This window comes from Leptospiraceae bacterium, from assembly GCA_024233835.1.
Taxonomy (GTDB): domain Bacteria; phylum Spirochaetota; class Leptospiria; order Leptospirales; family Leptospiraceae; genus JACKPC01.
The window spans coordinates 334542-358283 of record JACKPC010000001.1 but is presented as its reverse complement, the minus strand read 5'-3'; the positions used below and the strand labels follow the sequence as shown (position 1 = coordinate 358283).

Sequence of the window (23742 nt, the reverse complement as noted above, 5' to 3'; positions counted from 1 at the left end):
ACCCTGACTCCTTTTATTTTTGTTCCCCGAGAAAATTAACGATCTCTTTAAGTTCTGTATCAGAGAGAGGTAATTTGGGCATATTTGTTCCCGGCTTAATCGATGCGGGATTTGCGATCCATTTTTCAAGATATTGAGAATCATACTTCTTTGCTACTCCATCTAAGGCCGGACCGGTATTTCCACCTTTTCCCCCCAGAGCATGGCAGGCTCTACAAAGCTGAGTAAATTTAAGAGGTTCTTTTTGTGTTATACCCGCATTTGTATTTGCACTTGCAGAGGAAGAAAGTAAGGTTTTAGGTTTCGCCGGAAATCCGTTCAGATTCATATTTCCTATCCATTTAAAGAAAGCGATAAGGTCATCAATTTCCTTATCGGTAAAGTTGTATTTTATCATTTTCCTTTCATTCGGATACATCGCCTGTGGATCTTTTATAAATAATTTCATCCATTCCGGGCCTCTCCTTTCATATACTTTTGTGAGTTCCGGTGCATAATATGCTCCTTCTCCCAAAAGTGTATGACAGCCCATACAATTATTCTTGTCCCAGATTTCTTTTCCTCTTTTCACTTCTTCACTCATATTGGCTTCATTTGTTTGTGAGGGAACTTTTTTCATTGAGTCCACAGTCAAACCAAGAAACGCAAGAGCAAAAATTAAAGTTCCCAATAGGAAAAATAACCTTGCCTGTGATTTTGATAACATCTTGCCCCCAAAATATTTTTATCTTTTTGTTATATTATAAAAATAAAATTGTCATTGATATAAATCAATAAAACTGTAAAAATATCAGAAAAAGGAATATAATTGTATTGTTATTTTATGAATAAACTGTCTAAGAACTTTGTATAAATAAATATTTCAAAAAGGATTGGAAAAGTAAATATGTATGCATGGATTTTGAGTCTTCATGTTCTTGCGGCTACTGTTTGGACAGGAGGTCATTTGATTCTCTCCCTTACTATTTTGCCAGGAGTTTTAAAGAATAAAGATATTGAATTTATAAGAAGGTTTGAATCTTCTTATGAAACTATTGGAATACCTGCACTTATTATTCAAATCTTTAGTGGTCTCTGGATGGCTGGTATCAGTCTGGGCGGACGAGATTGGTTTGATTTTTCCAATCCTGTATCGAGGCTCGTTTCCTATAAACTTCTTTTACTTTTTCTTACCTTTGTCCTGGCAATAGATGCAAGACTCCGAATTATACCCAGATTAAATAAGGAAAATCTAATATCTTTAGCTTTTCATATTGTACCGGTAACTATTCTATCTGTTTTATATGTCTTCCTGGGTGTGCTGTATCGGTATGGATATTTGTGATGATAAAACAAATTATTATTCCTCAACCTCCCGTACCCCGCGTTGAAACGTGGGGTTAAGAGATAGATTCTTCTAATATTATGACAATCTAAAAATACGAGGTATAGCTGTTATCGTAAGGAATGGTCGCGACCATTCCTATTCAGCCCGTTCTTTTCACCCGATGACGTGGTTAAACCCACGCCCTCGGGAAACGACATAAATCATAAGACTTATCTAATAGACTGTTCTTGAAATACTTTTTGTATATAAGAAAACCCTTTCTTATCGGGCTATACTTCGACTCGCCGTTGGCTCGCTCAGTAACCGGTTGCATTGAAGCAACTCAAAAGGAAATCGCCGGCTGAGCGATGACGTAAGTCTGAGCCGAAGCCAAGCGAATTAGGAAAGGGGCTGGGGGATAGGTAAAAAGCTGACGGCTGCTTAGCTAATAGTATTTAGATATTAGGGATTAGTAATAGTTCCAGAGCTTGTTTTTCTTTTGGAAATCCATGCTACCAAATAAAGCCACTAATCCCAAACCTCTAATCACCAATTCCTAATTTCTGGCAGCTGAAACCAATTCTCTTTAGCGAGCCAATACCCATCACTACAAGTACAGTAAAACCATATTAGAGTCATTTAATCATTTCCCTTTCTAAATATAAATATCAGTAGTCCCATTATGCCACCAGTAACTCCTATAAATATTACAAACAAATCGACATAAAAGCGAAGGTCTTTATCTACTGCAAAATACGCTGCCAATAGTCCAGAGACTATTGATACATACATGATGAGCAAATCCCTATTGCTCAATCTTTACCGCTTTTAGTTGTTTTTGTAACGTCTATATAAAGCTTTACCAATAGTTTCAATAATACGAAAACCATGATTGAGACCGAAGCCCAGGTCATAAAAAATCTGATTATTTCCTTTTCCATAGCAATGTATTAGACAACATGAATCGACCCTTTACAAGCTCTTTTCATGTCGTCGATCTTCAATAAGGGTAAAAAATTCGGAGATTTGTACCGCTACGATTGGGAGTTGAAACGAGAGGAGGCATGGCAACCATAACCCCAACAAACAGAGAAGCCCCGGATTACCTCCGCGGCTTTTGTAATTCAATGCTCTGAGTCGAGCCTTTTTAGCTAACAGCTTTCAGCCCGCTCGTCGGTTGTTTCCCTTCGAACTCTCTATCGTTCGCTCAGTAACCGGTTGCATTGAAGCAACGCAAAAGGAAATCGCCGGCTGAGCGATGACGTAAGTCTGAGCCGAAGTCAGGCGAATTAGGAAAGGGGCCGGGGGATAGGTAAACTTAGTGATTAGTATTTAGATATTAGGGATTAGTAATAATTCCACCCCTCATTCCTCACCCCTAATCGCTTTCCGAAAAAACTTCTCCAAATAAGCTTCCGGGAGTTCGGTAGCAATGGAAATGGCCTGAATGGAAAGATTCATTTTCATCAAATTTATCGCAGTCCTGAGTTTACTTTTATGCTCGGCTCTTTTTCGTTCTTTTTCAATTTGTCTCTCGGCCAGCAGGCGTTCCTTTTCCATTCCTTCTTTGAGTCCTTGATGATAGGCATAATGTCTCATCGCCATAAAATCCCGTTCCGATTTCAAGCGCATTTCGTAATAAGCCCTGGTCTTCTCGTCGAGGGATATATCCTTTAAAGCTTCTATCGCTTCTTCCATGACCGGGTTTCTTTCTTGCAACTCTTTCATCTCTTTTTCCTGCAAATGCTCGGCTTTTCCAAGGAAATACAACCAGTTTTCCAGCTCGGTATCCAGTTCCTCTACCTGTTTTAGAAACTTTGGTAGTTCTATTATATGAATTTCCAGATCTTTCGTCAAGGCTATTTCCGGATTCTCTTTTTCCAATAGCTGGAAAGTCGAATGAAAGTTGTCTATTTGCAGCAGGTTAAAATTCAAGAAAGAAACGGAATACACAGGTTTCAACTGAACGTATGTAGCTCCTTTTTTAATTTGCTGTGAATAGAGCTTGGCCCAGTAATACAGAACCCTTTTTCCAAAATAATCCTGTGGGAAGCCCTGCATTTCTACTCCAAAATGCTCGCTGCGTTTATTTACAGCGTGTATATCCAGAATGGACAATTTATCATTCCGGGTGTCACCAGGTATTTCCGGATTGAGTATTTGCAGGCTTTCGATTTTATCAGTTCCCTTGAATCCGAGTACGGCATCCAAAAGTTTTGCTAAGAGATGAGGTTTCTTTATGCAAAATATCTTAAATACAATATCGCTATGTAAGGGTAAAAGTCCGCTCTGTTTTTCTGTATCTTTCTGTTTCATTTTACGATCTCCTACTATAAAGGGTTTGAAAATGCACAGAAGGAACAAAAATTTTCTATAGAAGGGAAGCCGAAACTGGACTTTTGGGATACTTTTTGAAACTTTTTTTCCCAGCCGGATGTGGTTGCTGAGCGTAAGCCGAAGCACAGCGTCCGGCTGAACGGACAACAAAGACCACCAAATAAGACCTCCCCCTGCTCTGTGAATGAGCGAAGCGAGAGAACGAATTAGGGAAGGGGGAAAGAGGGGGTTAGGTAAAAAGCTGATCGTTGCTTCCCTTCGAACTCTATGTAAAATTTTGTCAACCAGTTTTAAAATTTTTTGGATGAATTGAGACAAAGTTTTTAATATAGGGTTTGTTTGATTTAATAAGAGCTATAATTATTTTTAATAATTTATTTCCTATGTTATTAAGAACCAGTTTTTTGTTTTTTCCTTCCGCCACTTTCCTTAGAAAATATTTTTCCATGTTTTTATCATACTTTCTGGAAGCCATAGAAACTAAATATATTACTCGTCGCAAGTTACCCGGCCCGATTCCGCTGGAAGAAGTTTTTCGTCTTATTGATTTTCCACTTTCATATTGCAATGGTACAATACCCATATAAGAAGCAAGCTTCCTGTAATCCAAATGTTCTTTGAAACCATTAGTAGTTACTAATAAATAATATGTAAAAATATTTCCCACTCCGGGAATAGTCTTGATATTGTCCATTGTCTGTTTCAGTTCCGGTTCTGATTCAATTAGAGTTTTTATTTTATCTTCAATTTTACTTATCATATTCTTACAGTTTAAAATCATTTCTTCATATATCATCATCGCTTCATTGACCTGGTAATGTTTCTTTTTTAATGCTTTCAGTGCATTCGTATTACTTGTTTTTTGTTTGGTTATTTATTCCCTCTGTACAAGCAAAACACTGATTTCTTCAAGAATTTCACTATTAGGAGTCCATTTAGTAAGTTCATCTAAAAATCTGAAAGCATATTCTGCTATCTTCCTACTATCTACCTCATCAGTTTTATGTTGTGATATTTCAAAAACCCTTTTGACTTTTAAAGGATTTTCTACAGCAATAAAAAAACCTAAACCAGAAAAATAATAAGCTAATTGTTCCCCATATACACCTGTTGCTTCCATACAAATAACTGAATTTTTATTTGTAATTTTAGGACTTGCTTTCTTGAAATCTTTGATTAGCAATAAATATCCATCAGGGTTATTGTTATAATTTCCCAATGATATATACGTTTCCTCTTTCTTTGAATAATAAGAAACAGTAATAAATTCAGAAGAGATATCGATCCCAATAAAATACTTTACATTTTTCATCATCTGTATCCTCTTAAAGTAACATGTATTTTAAGTGCCGAACCGGTGTGATTGAACTTTGCCCATAATTAATGAGTTCTAAACTCAAAAGCTCTATTTAGTTTTATCACATACAGAAATGGGGCCTTATTCGAAGGATGGATTTAATATCCTGGCTCGCTGATAGGCTTCTTCCATTTCTGGTTCGGTGCTACTTTTTCAGAAAAAGAAATCCTTAAAAAATAGCCACTTATTTACTAATGGGCTCTCTATCGTTCGCTCAGGGGTCGCATCAGCACCTGTGCTGAGCAAAGGCGTAAGCCTGAGTCGAAGCATAGCTATCAGCTCTTTAATAGTTAAGCATTCCTTTATAAGAAAAATCTTACCTACCACAAAAGCTGACGGCTGTTTAGCTGATTGCTGGCAGCTGAACCCAATGCTCTCAAACGAGCCAGACTAATTCCCACAGTACAGGTACAAGAGCAAAAGTTTTCTCTAATAAAGATTGTCGCAATGCTCTCAAACGAGCCAGACTAATTCCCACCCGGCTGAACAGGCACCGGCTGAACAGGAAACAATTATTGTCGCAATGCTCTCAAACGAGCCAGACTAATTCCCACTTCCCGATATTTAAACCGTTTGAAGACGTTCAATCCGGAATGTCGCAATGCTCTCAAACGAGCCAGACTAATTCCCACATGAAACGTAATTTGAACCCAAGAACAGTTTACTACATAAGTCGCAATGCTCTCAAACGAGCCAGACTAATTCCCACATACAAAAAACACTAAAGAAGTCGTAAAGGCCAAGTTCAGTCGCAATGCTCTCAAACGAGCCAGACTAATTCCCACAATGTGGGCTGAAACTCCGGATACAAAAGGTGAAACCTGGGTCGCAATGCTCTCAAACGAGCCAGACTAATTCCCACACACGAAACATCATTTTGATAGTGTGCCTGTAATTTAGTCGCAATGCTCTCAAACGAGCCAGACTAATTCCCACGTATGCAGAAGAAGCCGTTAGCGAGAAGGATGATGTGAGGTCGCAATGCTCTCAAACGAGCCAGACTAATTCCCACAATGGACACTACAAAATTAACACTCGAAGATTTACTGTCGCAATGCTCTCAAACGAGCCAGACTAATTCCCACTTTCTCTATTTTGCATATTAGAATCTCCTTATGATGAAAACATGTCGCAATGCTCTCAAACGAGCCAGACTAATTCCCACAAATTTTCTCTAAATTTTCTCTAATGATCTCTATTATGTCGCAATGCTCTCAAACGAGCCAGACTAATTCCCACACAATCAAAAAGGTTATTTTACGCATACAGAAACATTAGTCGCAATGCTCTCAAACGAGCCAGACTAATTCCCACTGGCTACTTGACTCTTATCTGAGAGAGTGGGAGCTAAGTGGTCGCAATGCTCTCAAACGAGCCAGACTAATTCCCACTAAAAGCCTTAGGCGTTCATTCCCCGTAAGGTTTTCAAGTCGCAATGCTCTCAAACGAGCCAGACTAATTCCCACCAGATAATTACACATTATAAAGGAGTCATAGAGATAATAGTCGCAATGCTCTCAAACGAGCCAGACTAATTCCCACATAAAGAAAAGCGAATAAAGCTCCTTTCACAGGGAATTATGTCGCAATGCTCTCAAACGAGCCAGACTAATTCCCACCAAAAGATGCATTTGAAAAATTAGTTTCAATTCTTAAGTCGCAATGCTCTCAAACGAGCCAGACTAATTCCCACACAATCAAAAAGGTTATTTTACGCATACAGAAACATTAGTCGCAATGCTCTCAAACGAGCCAGACTAATTCCCACTGATAAAAAGTTGAAATCACTAAACCTTGGAGCTGTAGGTCGCAATGCTCTCAAACGAGCCAGACTAATTCCCACTTTCTTGTTCCCATGCTGCTTTCGCAGCTTTCACTGAGTCGTCGCAATGCTCTCAAACGAGCCAGACTAATTCCCACGGTTCACTTCAGGGTGTCACCCCTGAAGATGTAACACAACGTCGCAATGCTCTCAAACGAGCCAGACTAATTCCCACTTACTAAGGAGAAGCTTCAAGCGTTAAGTAGTCAAACATGTCGCAATGCTCTCAAACGAGCCAGACTAATTCCCACTGCATTAATCTACACCGTAATCAGTAACGGAAAAAATTGTCGCAATGCTCTCAAACGAGCCAGACTAATTCCCACAGCCTCTTTTCAGGTACCATTCTGTAGCATTCTCAGGTAGCTTACAAGTAATTTTTCTAATATTTTCCTGTAACCTACCCCTTTTTTGGCCCGAAAAACGGTTACAGGAATTTGCTTAAAAATTCTACGCCAAAATGGCAGGTTTTGCTTAAATGATAGGCAGAAAAAGCCCTTTTTTACTATTTCGTATAACGTGTTTTCCTGTAACCTCCCGGAAAAATGGCCATTTTCGGTGGAGCAATCGGAAATTTCTTGACTGGAAATTCTACTCATGACTTGTTTAGGTTTAAATTCAACCTTTCTACCACTCCTTTTTTGATGCAGGACTTGAGCCAATCGCTGAGGTAATAAATCAGCTCATCAAGGTTTCCGGTGATTAATTTGTAATTTCTTTCTGCTTTTATCTCTTCATTATAAAACCGAAGGAATTTTAATTGGCTACTTTGCTTCAAATAAACCCCGCCCCCCTTCACCGATTCAAAGTCTTCTTTTTGCAGAATTTTAAGGGTAAAAAGTTTAACAGTGACTCTTTCACAAAAAAGGGGACGCAAAGGTTCTACAAGGTCAAAAGAAAGACTTTTTCTGCCGTAGCGGGTTCCGTGCAGGTAGCCAAGATAAGGGTCCAGACCCTTGCCCTCAATCAAGGAACCGAGTCGGTTAGAAACCAGCACACTCAAAAAAGAAAGAATCGCATTTCCCTCGTCTTTTGGAGGTCTTCGACTTCGTCCTTTAAACAAATCTTCTGAGGGAAAAAGTTTTTTATAGCAGGGATAATAGGCTGAAGCAAAACTTCCTTCAAAACCCATCAGGCTTGCGATGTCCTCTGCTTGCAGGACTTTCTGTTTCCATTTTTTTAATGCTGAAAGTTTATCTTTGAATACTAATTCAGGATGATTAATCTGTGCATCTTCTAGAAGCTTAATACTAAAAATAATTTTGGAAAAAACAATTTGCTTACTAATATCCAGACGGAACTTTTCGTCTTTTTGCAGGTTTACCTGTTGAACTCGAAGGTCTATATTTTTCGGAAAGGGAGGAAGGGCCTGACCGAGAAGGTTTCCTTTCTGTGTATAAAAAGAAAAGGACACATTTCGTTTCAGCATTTCCAGAAGAAACTGGGTGGAAAACTGCACATTACCGAATAGTTGTAAAGAGTCTATATCTTTAAAAGGAATTCTCGCAAGGGTTTCTCCCTTAAACTTTACAAGAAGAGTGTCCCCCTCTTTATGCAGGTAGGTTCCGTGTCTTGTTACATAAATATCTGTCATAGTACTATACCATTGGGTTCATCATCCCCTGATTGACGAAAACCTGCCATCCTGTATCGAAGAATTTGCGTAAGTTCAGTTTGTATATAATCATATAAGGGTTTATACATATAGTCTTTTTTACTCAGTTTATACTGATTTCTCCAGGATTCCAGACGTTCCAGGACTATTTCTAAAAGTTCAGGAATGTCTGCATTTTTATAGGTATCATATAAGAGTACAGACAGTCTTTCTTTTTCCTTTTCAATGGCTGAGTTAGCAGGAGAAATTTGAATAGAAGAATGAGAATTTTTATCAGAAAGAGAAATAGAATATCCTAAAAAATTAACCCTTTCTCCTTCCTGTTTTAGATTTACAAGCCTTGTTTTATCCGGATGTATATCCAGTAATAATTCATTATTCAAATAGTCGTTTATTAGCTTAATTTGTTCCTCTGTATGATGTCTCGAAGCTACAACAAAATCATCTGCATAACGAAGCATTCTGGAATGTGTAGCTTTTAAAACTGCATTCTTGCTGTAAAAAAAATTATCAAATTCATGTAAATAGATATTCGCGAGTAAGGGAGATAGAATGCCACCCTGAGGAATGCCCCTGCTGAGCTCTCTTTTCTCCATGCTAAATTCATTTTCTCTCTTTGGAGCAGCTAAGATAGTTTCTAAAACTTCCAAAACATGCTTATCGGCGATTCGCTTATTAGTAATATTTACCAGAGGTTTATGAGGAATGCTATCAAAGCAGGAACGAATATCTGCATCATAGATAAAGGTATGACCCGAACGGATATATTTTTTTAAGCTTAAGGCCGCATCATCTCTCGTTCGCCCTGAACGAAAACCATAGGAACAATCTAAAAACTTTGCTTCAAACAGGGGCTCTAAAACAAGGTAGAAGGAAGTCTGGATCACCTTATCTTTCAAATCATACAGGCTAATTTCTCGGAAAGCTCCTTCTTCTTTTTTTGGAAAAAAAATTTGCTTTGAGAATTGAGGTTTATATTTCCTGCTTTCTAATTCCTGTTTAATCTCTGAAAGGAAATCTCTGTAGGTTTTTGATTGGATTTCTTTTGCTACTTTTGCACCGGAATGTTTGAAAAAAATTCGTTCTAAAGAAGCTTTCAGGATATCCGGGTTGTGGAGAAATCTATAAAGTCCATCAAAGGCCCTGTCCGGGTATTTCTTTGCTTCAAAAAAAAGCTGATTACGTATATTCGCAACTGTTCGGGGGAGTTTCTCATTGGAGATAAAGGGAGGATTTTTCATCTGAAGAGTAGAAGCATATAAGTTATCAATAGAGTAAATTTTCTTACTGGAAATCTGGATCTTTTTGGGTTTTTCAGAACTTATTTTTATATTTTTCCCTCTTCCGGCAGGTATAACAATTTCTTTATCAGAAAGTGCTAATTTTAGAATTTCCTCAAAATTCTTTTCTGCATATTCCAGACTAAATTGTATCATTTGCTTATAAGTGTTAAAAGGGCAGAAGGTAGATTTTTTAGACCTTCAGTTCCTTCTACGGACTCGAGTCGATAATCTTTCATTCTTTTTTTCTGCCATTCAGAAAGGGTTCGAAGAGAAACCAGTAAGCCCTTACCGTAGAGTCCGCCGGAAAAATCTTTAAGAGTATTCAATTTATAAATAATATTATCAGGTTTAATACTTTTAGAACTTATGATAGCTGTTTTGCATTCAATCAGATACAGGCGATTATGATAAGTGAATACTACATCATATTCATTTTTATTGACCTGGGAATTTTCATTCAACATACCAACTTTGGCATTACAGAAAACATTTGTGCCGGGTATATTTTTTACTTCATTATATACATAGGCTTCGAGCCAGCCGCCATGTAGAAAAGAATGAATATCTGCATTTTCAAAAGTGATTTTTCTTCCGGACAAACGAAGAAGACCTGAGTTTGTAAATAAATGAATTAAGCTCATGAAATCTCTATCTCGAAAATCATCTTCAGTTATCTCTACTATTGCCGGAAAATAATTACGATGATTAAAATAACAATACTGATTAAAGCGCGGGATGGAGGATAAATAATTTTTATCAGATTTAATAAGTTCGGTAAATAAACTGTGAAGCCTGGGTGTGTATCTATCGAAAAAATCATTAGAATGAGAGTTAATACACTGTCCGTAGGCATTCAGGTAAGATTCGACATCTAACCAGTGATGATAGGGTATTCTTAAATCATAATTGATTCCCTGTATAAGTTTATCCTGAGTGTCTACATAGAAGATGTGTTTATTGTAAGAATTGAATACATCATAAGCAGCAAAGGCCATAATTTTTGTGCCACCCGTAGCATTAAGGAGGATTTCCGAATCTTTATATTTATCTAAAATCTTCAAACAGGGTTTCTTTGCTTCCTGCAAGTTGTAGGCATCAATTGAAAAAGACTCTACGGATATCCCCCAGCGGTGAACAATCTTCTCTAAGTAAGAGGCTTTGGCTTTCATTTTGTCTGAAACCAGAAGGATGAGCCTGTCCGGTCTGAGAGAATCCTCTTTAAGGGGTATCAGGTTAGGAATGGGTTGGTCAGAAACCAGGGAAACGATGATTTTCATGTAAAGAACCTTTTACCATTTTCAGATACTGGGGAATGAAAAACAAGCAGTTTTTAGATTATCCGAATCCGCGAATCTCCCGTACCCCGCGTTGAAACGTGGAGGTAAGAGAATGCTTCTTCTAACATAAGGATAATCTAAAATCTGAGGTATAACTGTTATCGTAAGGAACGGTCGCGACCGTTCCCTTTCAGACCGTTCCCTTTCAGACCGTTCCATCTCTGATCGCTTCTTTCTCACAAGCGAAGCCTGCTTTTGTTCTCCGATGACGTGGCTTTCCCAGGGCAGCCGTAAACGACCGCCCTTGGGAAACGACATAAATTATAAGACTTATCTAATGGACTGTTCTCGAAATGCTTTTTGTATATAAGAAAACCCTTTCTTATCGGGCTATACTTCGACTCGCCTTTGGCTCGCTCAGTAACCGGTTGCATTGAAGCAACGCAAAAGGAAATCGCCGGCTGAGCGATGACGTAAGTCTGAGCCGAAGCCAAGCGAACTAGGAAAGGGGCCGGGGGTTAGGTAAACTTAGTGATTAGTAATGATCAGAAAACCGGTTCTCCTTTTGGAAAGCCATGTATACAAGTAAAAACCATATTAGAGTCATTTAATCATTTCCCTTTCTAAATATAAATTTCAGTAGTCCCATTATACCACCAGTAACCCCTATAAATATTACAAACAAATCGACATAAAAGCGAAGGTCTTTATCTACTGCAAAATACGCTGCCAATAGTCCAGAGACTATTGATACATACATGATGAGCAAATCCCTATTGCTCAATCTTTACCGCTTTTAGTTGTTTTTGTAACGTCTATATAAAGCTTTACCAATAGTTTCAATAATACGAAAACCATGATTGAGACCGAAGCCCAGGTCATAAAAAATCTGATTATTTCCTTTTCCATAGCAATGTATTAGACAACATGAATCGACTCTTTACAAGCTCTTTTCATGTCGTCGATCTTCAATAAGGGTAAAAAAAACCGGAGATTTGTACCGCTACGATTGGGAGTTGAAACGAGAGGAGGCATGGCAACCATAACCCCAACAAACAGAGAAGCCTCGGATTACCTCCGCGGCTTTTGTAATTCAATGCTCTCAAACGAGCCGTTTAGTGATTAGTATTTAGATATTAGGGATTAGTAATAGTTCCACCCCTCATTCCTCACCCCTAATCGCTTTCCGAAAAAACTTCTCCAAATAAGCTTCCGGGAGTTCGGTAATACGGGAAATAAATTTTAACTCAGCTCCTTCTTTCTTTAAATTTATCGCGGTTCGGAGGGCTTTTTTATGCTCGGCTCTTTTTTCACGAAAACTCGCAAGGCGTTGTGTCTTCTCTATCTCTTTCTCTGCCAGCAGGCGTTCCTGCTCTCTGCCCTCCTGGATACTGGCTTCCCTTATTTTCTCCCTGATTCCAAATTCTTCTGCGAGTTCCCAGACTCTTTCTTCTATGGCAGTCATACTCTTTCCCATCTCCTTTAGTATAGACTCAACTTCTTCTCTGTAAAGCAAAAAACTATCTTTCAAGTTCTCGCCGAAACCTTTTTCTATGGCTTCCCGGATTATCTCTTTTCTCTGCTTCTTCGCTGTGAATATTTGTAAAAACTCCAGTTCTCGATCCGTGTTTTTGTCCAGTTCTGAAATAACGATACAGTGTATCTTTATAATTCCCGAAATTTCCATGACATAAAGTCCTTTTCTCTTCTCTAAGAAATGATATGTCTCCAAAAATCGTTCTGGCTTTTTCGTTGTTATAAGAGTGAAGCTTATATCTCCCTTCTCTTTTTTCCGCAGGACAAAAGCCGAGATATAATACAAAGTTTTATATATATCCTGTAATTTTACACCCTGACTTTCTGACTTGAACTCAATGATATTGAATTCCTGAAAATAGTTCATTAAATCGAGGTGCTGCCTTATAGGTTTATCGCTCTCAATAATAAGGACATCGAGTTTTCTCGGAAGCCTGTGCAATTCAAATTCCGTTTCTACCTTTGCGAACTTTGAGAAAAAAGCTATGGCTCTTTTCTTAAATACTTCATCAAAGGTTTTTTGGAGTTTTCGTTTGTTCATGTGACCCTCTACTATAAAGGGTTTGAAAATGCACAAAAGGAACAAAAATTTTCTATAGAACGGGAACCGAAACTGGACTTTTGGGATACTTTTTGAAACATTTTTATCCCAGCCGGATGCGGATGCTGCCCTTTGGCTTCGCCGGCTGAGCGTGCTTCGGTGCGGGCTTTCGCCCTTACTCACAGACTGTGTGAAAAGTGAGCAAAAAAAAACCTGTAGATATTGACGAACTCGGTTCTTACTAAAAAAACTAAAAACCAATCATTCCAAATTGGTTTTTAGTAAATAAATTTACTATAAGTCATAAAAGAGAGAAAATTCATTGCTATCCATCAAATAAAAATCTATTATTCCTACTATTTTGCATTTACAGCATCTATAAAAGCCCTTATTCCCAGAATATTTATGACTCTTTTAAAATTATAAGCAAAACATATGAAACTAAATTCGGCCTGAACGCTTCTAATTCCTTTTTGTATAAAGTAAGTGAACCCCAAATTTCTCTTTATAGTGCCAAATGGGTGTTCCACAATCTCCTTACGTTTACGAATTAGCTTTTTATTTTCCTCGTTCCCCATCTCTTTTTTAAAATCATCCATTGTCTCTCGGTTTATCGAGACCCGAATAGTTCGTCCAGTTTTACTATTGGTACATTTTGCTCTATGAAAACAATCTTTACATTCCTTACATTTATACTCATTTACATAAATCCCGTATGACGTCTGTCTTGGATTTTCATTTTGTCTATTTAATTCTTTTCCTGCCGGACATACGTATATATCCCGCTCTTTATCATAAACAAAATCCTGGATTTCATATCCTTTTGCAGGAAGTTTATCAGGATTACTTTTACATTCACGCTTATTATTACTATCCAGTGCAGATTTGGTATCTGGTACTATAATATTTATCCCCGATTTATCTTTATTATTCATTATTTCTTTTTCACTAAAATATCCGGAATCCATTACTGCATTTGTCTCATTTTCTATTTTAAGTTCTTCTTTTATCGACTGGACTTTTTCAATCATAGGAGTCATTTGTTCCAGGTCATTTGACTTTTGCGATACATCATTTGCAATAATCAACTTATTTGTATTATCCACTGCAGTTTGGGCATTATATCCAGGACGAATTTTTCCTTTGTCACTTTGAAATCTTGAATCTGTGTCGTTAGCAAAATAGACCTGTAGTTCCGGGTCGTTTTCAAATAATTCCCGAATCCCTTTCACTTTATCATTGTATTTCGTTAGTCTTTTTAGTTTATTTAATACATCCCTGGCTTCATCTCCATCTTTAAGATTTAGTTCATTTGCTTCGGAAATATCATTCAATTCTAATTCCTCCAAATATTCCTGTATTTTGGATTTTATATTTTGCTCGATATTTTCAATACGCTCTCTTTTAAATACATTATTTTGTCCGTTCTGTGCTCTTAGCTTCGTTCCATCAATTCCAACTATTGAAAGAGTTAGTAGATTCATTTTCTTGCAAAAGAATAAAAACTCTTTGAAGATATTTTTTATTCCATCTTTATTATTTTTTCGAAAATCAGCTATTGTCTTAAAATCCGGGGCGAGATTCTTTGTTAACCACCTAAGTTCCTGGTTTCTATTACATTCCTTCTCTAATTTTCTGCTACTTCGGATTCGTTCTATATATCCGTATAAATATATTTTTAGTAAATCATGTGGATTATATGGTGGTTTACCTGTTTCTAACTTTGGAATTTTAAAACCTAATTTTTTAAGATCGAGATTATCAACATAGGCATCAATAACCCTTACCGGACTATCTTCTTTTATGACGTTATCCAAACATTCACTGTATAATACTATCTGTTCTCGAGAAGTTCCTTGTATATAATTCATAGCTGCACCTATAACTCTTTATCGTTATAAGGAAATTTTCTATATACATTACATTCCTGACAAACAAAAAATATTCAATAACGAGACTTTTCACACAGTCTGTCAGCAACCGTAATGCGTTTGCAATAAATTTTGTATCGAAGCACCGGCTGAACGGACAACAAAGCCCACCAAATAAGACCTCCCCCTGCCCTGTGAATGAGCGAAGCGAGAGAACGAATTAGGGAAGGGGGAAAGAGGGGGTTAGGTAAACTTAGTGATTAGTGTTTAGATATTAGGTATTAGTAATAATTCCCAACCTCTAATCACCAATCCCTAAACCCAATGCTCTCAAACGAGCCAGACTAATTCCCACCTTTCGGGGAACAAAATAAACTTTATGAAAGTTGAGTTGGTCGCAATGCTCTCAAACGAGCCAGACTAATTCCCACAATAAGATATGGGAATATCAAGCAGATGCTCAAAAATGGTCGCAATGCTCTCAAACGAGCCAGACTAATTCCCACAGCCTCTTTTCAGGTACCATTCTGTAGCATTCTAAGATAGCTTACAAGTACTTTTTCTAATATTTTGGTGTAACCTACCCCTTTTTTAGCCCGAAAATAGGTTACACGAAAATGTACAAATGTTCTACGCCAAAATGGCAGGTTTTGCTTAAATAATAGGCAGAAAACGGCCTTTTTCGGGTTATCGCATAACGTATTTTGGTGTAACCTCCCGGAAAAATGGCCATTTTTCACCGAGCAATCGGAAATAAATTGACTAAAAATTCTACTCATGACTTGTTTAGGTTTTTATATCTCGATAAACTTGACAAATTGAAATATCGAGCGTTTAATTACCGAGCCGTCTTCCTGCTTTTCATCCACAGACTTTCTTTCTGTATGCGAGAAAACAAAACACAGAGGCAAATTTTCTCTTTCCTGATGCCGGAAAAACAGGGCATTAAACGCCGGGCTTCCGATAGGGAAGTGGATGACAAGCTTCCCTTTGCTTTCACTGTATTTTACTTTGAGGTATTCGAGTAAGTTTCTGGCCAGTTCCTGAAGTTCTCCGATTTCAGAAGGGCAGTTTACGAGTTTTGAATGAAGTATAGAATTATCATCTTTGAGTTCTACTATAACTTCGGTATAAAGTTCGCGTATGGTATTTATCTGTTCTTCTGTGAGCTTATGTGCTGTGCAGTTTAAAAACATGGTTTTCCTTTATTATTTTATATTTAATATTTCTCTTTTTATCCAATTATGCTTCTTACATAATTCTTCAAGACTGGTTTTATCTTTTTCGAATTCCTGTTTCTTCTTCCTTATTTCTAATAAAGTTTTTTTTACAGTTTTCCATCTTTGAGATAGCATATAGAAATTATCTTCATCTTTTATATATCCCTGTTTCCATAAAGGTTGTAGATATTGTTCTTTTAAAGTTGATATGTCTTCTACTCCTTTATAATATGAGCGAGAATGTAGTAAGTTTAGTATTTTTTCTTTTTCAATAAGCTCTTCATCTTCAATAATATTAATAATTTCTTGCTCAATAGCACTTAGTGCAATAGGGAAGATAGGTATTTCAATCCAATACGGAAAATTGTCTTCTCCCTGCGGATGTATATGATAACGTATACATTTTTCAGAATGCTCTTCATTCCCTGCCCTCCTATATTTGCTAATGCTAGAATTATCTCGGATATTCTTTCGAAAACCTGGTTAAAGTTCCTTCTATCAACCTCTACCCAGAAAATAGGAATTTCTTCTTTACCGGATTCAAAACTGGCAAATTCTGCTATGAGAAGTTTTTCTAATTCCTCTTTAACGGATAGTTCTGTTTTTGTTGGAGGATTAAAATTATCATAATTTCCTGGAGAATTTAATACATAATCAAAACAGTTAATAATCTTTTCCTTACCATTATTAATTTCTTTTCCTTCAAATATTTCTTTTGTAGAAATTAAAATAATTGCCTGAATATCACCGGCTTTCATATCTGATTTCTCTAAAATACTTTCGATTTGAGATTTATCTTTAATGGAAAGAGAAGAAAGTTTTTCTAAAAAGACTTTTTCTGTTAAAGCTTTCTGGTTTTTAAGAGTTTTAAGCTTTACTAAAATATTTTTAGGTAGATTCTCATTTTTTAATTTACGAAGAATTTCATCATTAATTCTAAATCTTGCACTTTCTCCTGAGTCTGAGAAGAAAAGCTTATCTTCTTCGTTCCAACGTTTGTAACGATGTGCAATATAAGAAATGGGGCCTGTTACAGCTCCCGGAGCCCGTCCAAGTCCCATGAAATGATAAACACCAAGTATCATATCGTTTACTTTAAAAGCTCGATTTCTTTATCTATATCTTCTGGAGTTCCTATATAGGTTTTCAATTCTATATTTTTTATACGTAAAACTTCTTTAAATTCAAAAATAGACATTCCTGCAATTTCAGAAGCTTTTTCTAAAGAAACAATTTCTTCTTTGTATAAATAAATCGCAAAATTAATTTTTACTTCCGGTTGTGTGATAGATAGGCTATAAAATGCTTCTTTGTAAAATTCTTCTGGAGAATTGTAAATCTCTACCAGCTTTGAAAATGGTTCTATCAGGATTTCAGTCATTTGGTTCTCCCCTTATTTTATCCAGTTCTTGATACGTGTATCCAAATCTTTCAGTTCTTCAGTATATTTCAACTTATATTCTGCCAGTCTGTTTTTATGATGGTGAGAGAGGTTTTGAAAAGAAACCAGCATTCCTTTTGCAAATAATCCCCCGGCAAAGTCTTTTAATGTATTCAATTTATAAATTACATTTACTCCCATGTCTCCGTGTCGAATATTGGAAGTCTTGCATTCTATGAGAAACAGGCGATTCAGATAAGTGAATACCACATCGTATTCGTTAGATGTTTTTCCATTATCGTATTCTATTTCAAGACCCGTCTTAATATCGGTTCCCGGAATCCGGGAGACTTTGAAATAGGTCAGAGCTTCGAGCCAGCCTCCGTTGATAAACTTATGCTGTGCTTCACCGGGAATACTGATCATTTCATTTTGAAAATCAAGGAGTTTATATTTGGCGAATAATCCAATTAACTCTAAGAGGTCTTTACGTTGTGTGTGTTTTCTATCCAGGGGAACTCTGTGAGGGTAGGATAGATTATCTTCAAGTTTTGTATAATAGTTTAAAATCCCGATGGTCGATTCTCTAAATTTCTGTTCCCAGCTTTCCATTTCAGAAAAAAGGTTTTGTAAAACAGGAAGATATTTATTAAAAAACTCATTCTGATCACTTTTAGCTTTTTGACCGTAGGCACGTAGATAAGTCTCAACATCGATCCAGTTTTTATAGGGGATAATCCGGTTATTCGTTAGTATATGAATTTGATTTTCAGCCGTATTTACATAGAAAATATGTTTTCCCATGAGCTGAAACACTTCATACGCTCCGACAGACATAATCTTGGTTCCACCGGTAATGTTTACATAGATGTCTTCATCTTCATAGGTATTTAAAACATCAAGGCAGGTTCTTTTAATTTTAGAAAGGTTGTAGGCATCTATTTCTCTTTTTTCATACTGAATTCCCCAGTCTTCAATGATCGGAATCATTCTTTTCGCTACATATTCCATGTCTTTGGAAGTGAGAAGGATTACCTTATCGGGCTTTAGTTCTTCAGCACAGAGAGGTAACAGATTGGGGATGGGCTGGGCGGATAGAAGACAGATTTGTATTTTCATGGGAGTTCCACTTTAGTAGTATTCGCTTACTTCACTAATAAATTTTTTAAAATCAGTAATCCTGTTTAAAAAAGAAGCGAGCTGTTTAATATTAATCTTTGCATATTCATGTGCTAAAAGATTTCTTAGACCTACCATTTTTGCTAATGTTTCCGAGAGGGAACTGGAAAGGTATTTATTTGTTGCTAAAATTTCAATGCACTCTCTTGAGTTTTTTGGATTTCCCAGATTATATGTGGTAGATATATCGCAACTTATATCGATAATAATTTGTATGCTTTCAAGAAATCCGTATCGTAAAGCCCATTCATTTGTTTTTTCTGAAAAGAAATCAGGATTATCTTTATGCTTGATTTTTAATCTTTCTAATTGTAAAATATTATCTTCCAGTAGACTTAATTTACTCATTACTTTCCTTATCCTTTGCATATCTTTTTTTAAAAGCCAGATTTACTTTATCAAGAATTGGTTTTTCATCAAAATAAACTAAAAGAGTTTTTACCCTGTATTCGTTCCATTTTTCAATATCATTCAAAAAAAGTTCTTTATGATTTTGTATGATGTTAAAAGCCAGCAGCGGATCGGAGTAATATAAATTATTAAGAAGAAGAAGATCTACTTTTAAGTTAGTGATTATTTCTAAGTCCCCGACAATTTCACCTATTTCTAATAGATCGAGTTCCCTTTCAGTCAAAATTCCTATATCAATATCGCTCATAGCGTGTATTTTTCCGTTGGCTCTGGAACCAAAAAGAATGGCATTTTCAATGTAATCTTTGGATTGTAAATAATTTATAACCTGACTTATTAAATCTTTCATACTAGCATTTTTACTCATAGAGTTTAAGAATAGTATCGGCACATTCGATTGCTTTTAGAAAATCCTTTTTGGATGCTTCAAATTCACTTTTCTGGTATAAATCGTAGATAAATCTAAAATCCTTTGCAATACCTTTAGAAAAATGCTCCCGGCATAGAGACTCTAAAGTTTCAAATTTACTGGAAAAGCCCCTGTCCAAAAGAGCAAGCTTAGTCTGGATGGTATGTTTTACAGCAATATAGAGATAATCTACCGGTGTGGATTCCATATCGGCAAACATCTTTTTTGCCATATTAACTTTCCAGGATTCAAGTTTTTTAGATTCTATGAAAAACTCAGCATATCTTTCCTGCGCCGGAGAACTACTCACTGAAAAATCTATTTCTCCAAAAATAATTTTTCCCGTTTTTTTTACAGAAGTATAAATCGGTGCCCATTCGGTTTGAAATCTTTCTTTGGACACAAATAACTTGTCCAGTCGAAATTCTTCTTCAAAAGGAAAATCTAATTCTCTGAAGTCTCCGGCATTATCTTTTCCATAGTTCTGAAACACAAAACAGAGGTCAATATCAGACTCCTCTGTTGCTGTTCCTCTCGCATGGGAACCGTAGAGGATGATAGCAAGAAGATTGTCAGTAAAGGTTTCTTTGCTGAAGGTGATAATGGGGGTTAGGTCGGGTGTCATGGGTGAGATAGTGGATGCTCTCTTAAGGGTATGCTTAAGCATACCCTTAAGAGAGAGTGCTTGATGAGTTTATATGCTGTGCAGTTTAAAAACATGGTTTACTCCATATAGCCGTAACCCACAGCCGTTTTCGCACCGATACCGTGCTCGGTGAGTGCGAGCTTGAGCCACTCGAAAGTGAGATCTATGAGGTTCATATTTAATATTTTTTCTCTAGTCATACCTTCTTTAAAATACGAAACGGTTTGTCCTTTTTCATTTTTAAAAAGAATTAAACTCTTATCTATTTTATACACCGGTTCTGAACTTTTTTTCTCACCTATTATGAATTGAAAATTTGTTCTCTCATTTTCTTTATCTTTCACTGTTAAAAAGGATATAGGTATGGGACTATGATAATCTGCCGGTGGAGCTTTTTTATCATAATAGGGTTGATAGTGGTTGTTCATTATATCGGGTTCGATGTTGGGTTTACTAGTCGGAAAAGCATCGAAGAAAATAATTTTACCTTCCATTGACTTTTTATAATAACTTTTCGCTTTTTCTACTTTTTCAGGACAACCAAAAATATCACAGAAGATTTTATTTTGAATGGCATCTTCTTCTTTATTATTGAATACTGAAGTAATAATCCAGCTTCTGACGACTCCTTTGATAGCACTGGCAGGGATATAAGGAATACCATAGATATGGTGAAGCGTGATGGAAGTTTCATAGACCGATTTATTACCCAGACCGACAATCAACCGCCAGTCGGATTTCAGTTTAATTTGTCTAGTATTTTCGCCTTTTAAAAGGAGCTTGATATTTTCATAATGCTTTTTTGCTCTGGAATAGAATTGTTTATCTGATATTTTATAATTTGCCAGACATTCTTTCCCTTGTTTATCAAGTTCATGAAAATTTATTTTCTCTTTTGAATCTTTCTGAGGAAAATAGTTTAGTTGAACTGCATAATTTTCAATAGGTTCATTTTTATTTAAAATAGAAACTTTCGTGAAAGCAGGAATTAATACTTTCGGCAATTTATACTCCTCATTCATCAGACTTATCCTCATTTTTGCTGTTCTCTTCTTCCTCTCCTACAAATCGTCTCAGCCAGGAAAAGAGGGCGAGGGTTTCTACTGTAGCAAAACGGTATTGCTCAAAGTTGAAAGTTTTTTCATTTTTATCATCTTTTGAGCCTGCAATTAATTTCATGAGTGTATCTTCGGATGCGTTATTGAAAAACGAATTTAGAAATTTTTGTGGTTCTTCTTTTAGCCATTCCGAAATTGTATTGTATAAATCTTTCCAGGCTTTTTTGTCTTTAGATTTTTCTGGATCTTTAACATTGATGCCTTTTGAATAAGCAAAAGCCACGGCAGCACAGAGACCATTGTTCTTGATGAGCATAGGAAACTTTCTTACATTACTTGTAAATTTATCGCTCTTATAATCCTGTGCTTTTTTAAAAGCAAACTCAGCTCTTTGTCTATCGAGGTCTAATCTTTTATTACTCATTTTCTTTCCCTCCTACAACGGTTTTTACAATGCCTTTTCCGAGTGTCGCATTACCGCCAATTTGGATAATAGGTTTTAAGCCTTTTTGAAAAAACTCCATAACAGATTCTTCTTCCGGAATTTCCTTTTCCGCTTTTGTTCTTTTGTAGAAAATAGCTTTATCCTTTTTGTTTTCCGGTTGAAAAATGGGACTTGCCATGACCAGGGAATACAGGACTGATTCAGCCGGAAGAAATTCTTCTGTAAACAAGGCACCGGATTGGACGGTTCCAGTCTCGTTGTTGATTTTGGTTCTGGTAATCACTTCCGTAGAAAGTTGAACAAAGTCAGTAAAAACATTGTCGGGAAGGATAACGAGTTTATCATTGATTTCAGATTTGCGAGTAACCTCAGCGAGATACTTAGCAATAGTATTATCTTCTTTTTCAATTTTGATTGCATATTCTTCTAAAACTACATGATTATTTAAACATAGGTGTTCTTTATTGGAAACGGTATCTTTGTAGTTATCGAAGTTTTCAATTTTTAAAAAATCCTTATTACTACCCAGCTTACAAACATCTTCTAACTCTTTCTTAAATCGTTTTAAAACAGCCGGACAGGTGATGTAGGCAAAGACACCTTTCATGGACTTCATGGGAAAAAGTAAAATTCTTGCATCCGAAAAGCCAAGGGCTCCTGCATGACCCGCATCTCCGGTTTCTTCCGGACCGAAAGTTAAATGTATATTCATTTTCTCGTTTACTGTAGTCTCTTGACTATCGAATACATTGATTACATTTTCATTTTCCTCAAAACTTTCTCGTATCGCTCCTTTCAAGCTCGAAGCTTCGATCTTGGGAAAGCCTGTGTGGCGTTCTCTCTGGATGGGTAAATCCACAATTCCGAGTGAATCTCCGCTCCCGGCGTGGAGGGGAGTTTCACAGATTAAAAATAATGGCTTGGCTAATTTGTACATTTCGTTTCCTTTATATAAAATTTTGAATAAATACTTTTTCTATTTCTTTCAAATCAGAAAGATTATTTTGCAGAATTTTGTATACTTCATTGTGATCGATTTTTACATACTCATGAACCAGTAGGTTTCTAAAGCGAATCATTTGAATCCATGTTTCACATAAACTCTGGTTTATAAATCCATTCTCTTGAAAAATGATAGCCACATCCTGATACCAATGTACATTCCCTAATTTTTCTGAAGAGATAATATGGTTCGCTATATCTATTGTTACTTCAATAGAAAGCTGTAAATATCGTTCTACACTTCCTCGTATCATCATATTTTGTAAATATTCCTCTTTAGAGTATTGTTTCATCTCTTCTAAAAAAGAAAAATACTCTTCGAAGTGTTCTATTTTTGTTTGTAAAATAGATTTATTCACCATGTAAAATTCTTTCCTTTAAATACTTTCTTTGTATTTCCTTATAATATTCCATATCAAAATACATTCTCAGAGTTTTTGAGTAAAAAGAATTTGGATCGTAATCTCTTTTTTGATAGACAATATTATTCCATTTCACGATCTCAAATTGTAATAAGAGAGTAGCTTCGGGCATATAAACCAGGCTAAATTCACCGAATCCAGCTTTGATAAGTTTTAGACTTAAGTCATCTTTTATATTTGATTCCGCCATAAAACCAAAGTCCAGATCACTTTCTGCATGTGTTTTTCCTGAAGCATGAGAGCCAAACAAATATACAACTTGTATTTGGGGAAAACTCTCAAATATCGGTATTGCTTTTGTATAATGCGGATTAGGAAAAGGTTTCATTCTGGTTCCTTTTCTATATGTTTGATAAACTCACGGAAGTCATCTATCTGAGCTTTAAGAATTTCCATTCTATTAAGATTCAAAAGTTTTTGTAAGTCATTTTCTATTACTGCTTCTTCAGCAAGAGAAAGTTTTCTATTGGCATGAATAGCAATATCGACCTCACTCATAAGATTGGTTTTACCTTTTGCCTGAGAACCAAAAAGCAAAGCAAAGTTGAGGTAATCTTTGTTGGAAAAATAATCTGTAAGAGCTGTAATATTCATGCCTGGTTTTTAAAATTATTCCATATTTGC

The 23742-nt window shown here is 36.3% G+C and carries 23 protein-coding genes and 1 CRISPR repeat array; of the genes, 1 reads left to right on the top strand and 22 read right to left on the bottom strand.

What is annotated here, in order from left to right; translation table 11 throughout:
- Positions 1-13: 13 nt before the first annotated feature.
- The gene (locus H7A25_01715) at positions 14-706 is read right to left on the bottom strand and encodes a c-type cytochrome (GenBank protein MCP5498594.1); all 693 of its coding nucleotides are present in this window, start codon (positions 704-706) and stop codon (positions 14-16) included.
- Positions 707-886: 180 nt separating this feature from the next.
- Here H7A25_01715 and H7A25_01710 point away from each other — a divergent pair, with 180 nt between their 5' ends.
- Entirely contained in the window at positions 887-1324 is a 438-nt protein-coding gene (locus tag H7A25_01710; protein ID MCP5498593.1) for a CopD family protein, read from the top strand.
- Positions 1325-2671: 1347 nt separating this feature from the next.
- On the opposite strand, the gene H7A25_01705 is transcribed toward H7A25_01710, so the two are convergent.
- From H7A25_01705 to H7A25_01605, 21 genes are all read right to left on the bottom strand, one after another.
- Entirely contained in the window at positions 2672-3622 is a 951-nt protein-coding gene (locus H7A25_01705; protein ID MCP5498592.1) for a PD-(D/E)XK nuclease family transposase, read from the bottom strand.
- Positions 3623-3923: 301 nt separating this feature from the next.
- Entirely contained in the window at positions 3924-4442 is a 519-nt protein-coding gene (locus H7A25_01700) for an IS110 family transposase (protein MCP5498591.1), read from the bottom strand.
- 75 nt (positions 4443-4517) lie between these two features.
- On the bottom strand, positions 4518-4955 hold the full coding sequence (locus tag H7A25_01695) for a transposase (GenBank protein ID MCP5498590.1): 438 nt from the start codon (positions 4953-4955) through the stop codon (positions 4518-4520).
- Positions 4956-5364: 409 nt separating this feature from the next.
- Positions 5365-7148: a CRISPR direct-repeat array (repeat unit 37 nt; unit sequence GTCGCAATGCTCTCAAACGAGCCAGACTAATTCCCAC).
- 269 nt (positions 7149-7417) lie between these two features.
- Positions 7418-8416: a CRISPR-associated endonuclease Cas1 gene (cas1, locus tag H7A25_01690; GenBank protein MCP5498589.1), complete on the bottom strand. Its 999-nt coding sequence runs from the start codon at positions 8414-8416 to the stop codon at positions 7418-7420.
- The gene (locus tag H7A25_01685; GenBank protein ID MCP5498588.1) at positions 8413-9873 is read right to left on the bottom strand and encodes a hypothetical protein; all 1461 of its coding nucleotides are present in this window, start codon (positions 9871-9873) and stop codon (positions 8413-8415) included. The genes cas1 and H7A25_01685 overlap by 4 nt, the downstream gene beginning before the upstream one ends.
- Entirely contained in the window at positions 9870-10997 is a 1128-nt protein-coding gene (locus H7A25_01680) for a DUF1887 family protein (protein MCP5498587.1), read from the bottom strand. Before H7A25_01680 ends, H7A25_01685 begins: the two co-directional genes overlap by 4 nt.
- Before the next feature lie 1162 nt (positions 10998-12159).
- On the bottom strand, positions 12160-13074 hold the full coding sequence (locus H7A25_01675) for a hypothetical protein (protein ID MCP5498586.1): 915 nt from the start codon (positions 13072-13074) through the stop codon (positions 12160-12162).
- Between the two features lie 356 nt (positions 13075-13430).
- Complete coding sequence (locus tag H7A25_01670; GenBank protein ID MCP5498585.1) at positions 13431-14945, bottom strand: IS1182 family transposase; 1515 nt, start codon at positions 14943-14945, stop codon at positions 13431-13433.
- A 794-nt stretch (positions 14946-15739) separates the two neighbouring features.
- Entirely contained in the window at positions 15740-16141 is a 402-nt protein-coding gene (locus H7A25_01665) for a hypothetical protein (protein MCP5498584.1), read from the bottom strand.
- A 344-nt stretch (positions 16142-16485) separates the two neighbouring features.
- Complete coding sequence (locus H7A25_01660; GenBank protein ID MCP5498583.1) at positions 16486-17250, bottom strand: hypothetical protein; 765 nt, start codon at positions 17248-17250, stop codon at positions 16486-16488.
- Between the two features lie 5 nt (positions 17251-17255).
- Entirely contained in the window at positions 17256-17546 is a 291-nt protein-coding gene (locus H7A25_01655) for a UPF0175 family protein (protein MCP5498582.1), read from the bottom strand.
- A 12-nt stretch (positions 17547-17558) separates the two neighbouring features.
- Positions 17559-18665, bottom strand: coding sequence for a DUF1887 family protein (locus H7A25_01650; GenBank protein MCP5498581.1), 1107 nt, complete (start codon positions 18663-18665; stop codon positions 17559-17561).
- A gap of 12 nt (positions 18666-18677) precedes the next feature.
- A complete protein-coding gene (locus tag H7A25_01645) occupies positions 18678-19073 on the bottom strand; it encodes a DUF86 domain-containing protein (GenBank protein ID MCP5498580.1) in 396 nt (131 codons plus the stop codon).
- Positions 19066-19485, bottom strand: coding sequence for a nucleotidyltransferase domain-containing protein (locus H7A25_01640; protein ID MCP5498579.1), 420 nt, complete (start codon positions 19483-19485; stop codon positions 19066-19068). Before H7A25_01640 ends, H7A25_01645 begins: the two co-directional genes overlap by 8 nt.
- 10 nt (positions 19486-19495) lie before the next feature.
- On the bottom strand, positions 19496-20212 hold the full coding sequence (locus H7A25_01635; protein ID MCP5498578.1) for a nucleotidyltransferase domain-containing protein: 717 nt from the start codon (positions 20210-20212) through the stop codon (positions 19496-19498).
- Between the two features lie 56 nt (positions 20213-20268).
- Positions 20269-21195 carry a type III-B CRISPR module RAMP protein Cmr6 gene (cmr6, locus tag H7A25_01630; protein ID MCP5498577.1) on the bottom strand — a complete coding sequence of 309 codons (927 nt, stop codon included), beginning with the start codon at positions 21193-21195 and terminating at the stop codon, positions 20269-20271.
- 10 nt (positions 21196-21205) lie between these two features.
- A complete protein-coding gene (gene cmr5 / locus H7A25_01625) occupies positions 21206-21673 on the bottom strand; it encodes a type III-B CRISPR module-associated protein Cmr5 (protein ID MCP5498576.1) in 468 nt (155 codons plus the stop codon).
- Positions 21666-22631, bottom strand: coding sequence for a type III-B CRISPR module RAMP protein Cmr4 (cmr4, locus tag H7A25_01620; GenBank protein ID MCP5498575.1), 966 nt, complete (start codon positions 22629-22631; stop codon positions 21666-21668). The genes cmr5 and cmr4 overlap by 8 nt, the downstream gene beginning before the upstream one ends.
- A 10-nt stretch (positions 22632-22641) precedes the next feature.
- Positions 22642-23058: a DUF86 domain-containing protein gene (locus H7A25_01615; GenBank protein ID MCP5498574.1), complete on the bottom strand. Its 417-nt coding sequence runs from the start codon at positions 23056-23058 to the stop codon at positions 22642-22644.
- On the bottom strand, positions 23048-23446 hold the full coding sequence (locus H7A25_01610) for a nucleotidyltransferase domain-containing protein (protein ID MCP5498573.1): 399 nt from the start codon (positions 23444-23446) through the stop codon (positions 23048-23050). The genes H7A25_01615 and H7A25_01610 overlap by 11 nt, the downstream gene beginning before the upstream one ends.
- A complete protein-coding gene (locus tag H7A25_01605; GenBank protein MCP5498572.1) occupies positions 23443-23712 on the bottom strand; it encodes a nucleotidyltransferase domain-containing protein in 270 nt (89 codons plus the stop codon). Before H7A25_01605 ends, H7A25_01610 begins: the two co-directional genes overlap by 4 nt.
- Positions 23713-23742 lie beyond the last annotated feature (30 nt).

Coding starts and splice junctions, on each gene's coding strand:
- H7A25_01640 (MCP5498579.1), bottom strand. CDS start 19,485: ATGAAAGATTTAATAAGTCAGGTTATAAATTATTTACAATCCAAAGAT.
- H7A25_01710 (MCP5498593.1), top strand. CDS start 887: ATGTATGCATGGATTTTGAGTCTTCATGTTCTTGCGGCTACTGTTTGG.
- H7A25_01665 (MCP5498584.1), bottom strand. CDS start 16,141: ATGTTTTTAAACTGCACAGCACATAAGCTCACAGAAGAACAGATAAAT.
- cmr4 (MCP5498575.1), bottom strand. CDS start 22,631: ATGTACAAATTAGCCAAGCCATTATTTTTAATCTGTGAAACTCCCCTC.
- H7A25_01650 (MCP5498581.1), bottom strand. CDS start 18,665: ATGAAAATACAAATCTGTCTTCTATCCGCCCAGCCCATCCCCAATCTG.
- H7A25_01635 (MCP5498578.1), bottom strand. CDS start 20,212: ATGCTTAAGCATACCCTTAAGAGAGCATCCACTATCTCACCCATGACA.
- H7A25_01645 (MCP5498580.1), bottom strand. CDS start 19,073: ATGAGTAAATTAAGTCTACTGGAAGATAATATTTTACAATTAGAAAGA.
- H7A25_01610 (MCP5498573.1), bottom strand. CDS start 23,446: ATGAAACCTTTTCCTAATCCGCATTATACAAAAGCAATACCGATATTT.
- H7A25_01715 (MCP5498594.1), bottom strand. CDS start 706: ATGTTATCAAAATCACAGGCAAGGTTATTTTTCCTATTGGGAACTTTA.
- H7A25_01700 (MCP5498591.1), bottom strand. CDS start 4,442: ATGATGATATATGAAGAAATGATTTTAAACTGTAAGAATATGATAAGT.
- H7A25_01605 (MCP5498572.1), bottom strand. CDS start 23,712: ATGAATATTACAGCTCTTACAGATTATTTTTCCAACAAAGATTACCTC.
- cmr5 (MCP5498576.1), bottom strand. CDS start 21,673: ATGAGTAATAAAAGATTAGACCTCGATAGACAAAGAGCTGAGTTTGCT.
- H7A25_01670 (MCP5498585.1), bottom strand. CDS start 14,945: ATGAATTATATACAAGGAACTTCTCGAGAACAGATAGTATTATACAGT.
- H7A25_01660 (MCP5498583.1), bottom strand. CDS start 17,250: ATGATACTTGGTGTTTATCATTTCATGGGACTTGGACGGGCTCCGGGA.
- H7A25_01695 (MCP5498590.1), bottom strand. CDS start 4,955: ATGAAAAATGTAAAGTATTTTATTGGGATCGATATCTCTTCTGAATTT.
- H7A25_01675 (MCP5498586.1), bottom strand. CDS start 13,074: ATGAACAAACGAAAACTCCAAAAAACCTTTGATGAAGTATTTAAGAAA.
- H7A25_01615 (MCP5498574.1), bottom strand. CDS start 23,058: ATGGTGAATAAATCTATTTTACAAACAAAAATAGAACACTTCGAAGAG.
- H7A25_01685 (MCP5498588.1), bottom strand. CDS start 9,873: ATGATACAATTTAGTCTGGAATATGCAGAAAAGAATTTTGAGGAAATT.
- H7A25_01705 (MCP5498592.1), bottom strand. CDS start 3,622: ATGAAACAGAAAGATACAGAAAAACAGAGCGGACTTTTACCCTTACAT.
- H7A25_01655 (MCP5498582.1), bottom strand. CDS start 17,546: ATGACTGAAATCCTGATAGAACCATTTTCAAAGCTGGTAGAGATTTAC.
- H7A25_01680 (MCP5498587.1), bottom strand. CDS start 10,997: ATGAAAATCATCGTTTCCCTGGTTTCTGACCAACCCATTCCTAACCTG.
- cas1 (MCP5498589.1), bottom strand. CDS start 8,416: ATGACAGATATTTATGTAACAAGACACGGAACCTACCTGCATAAAGAG.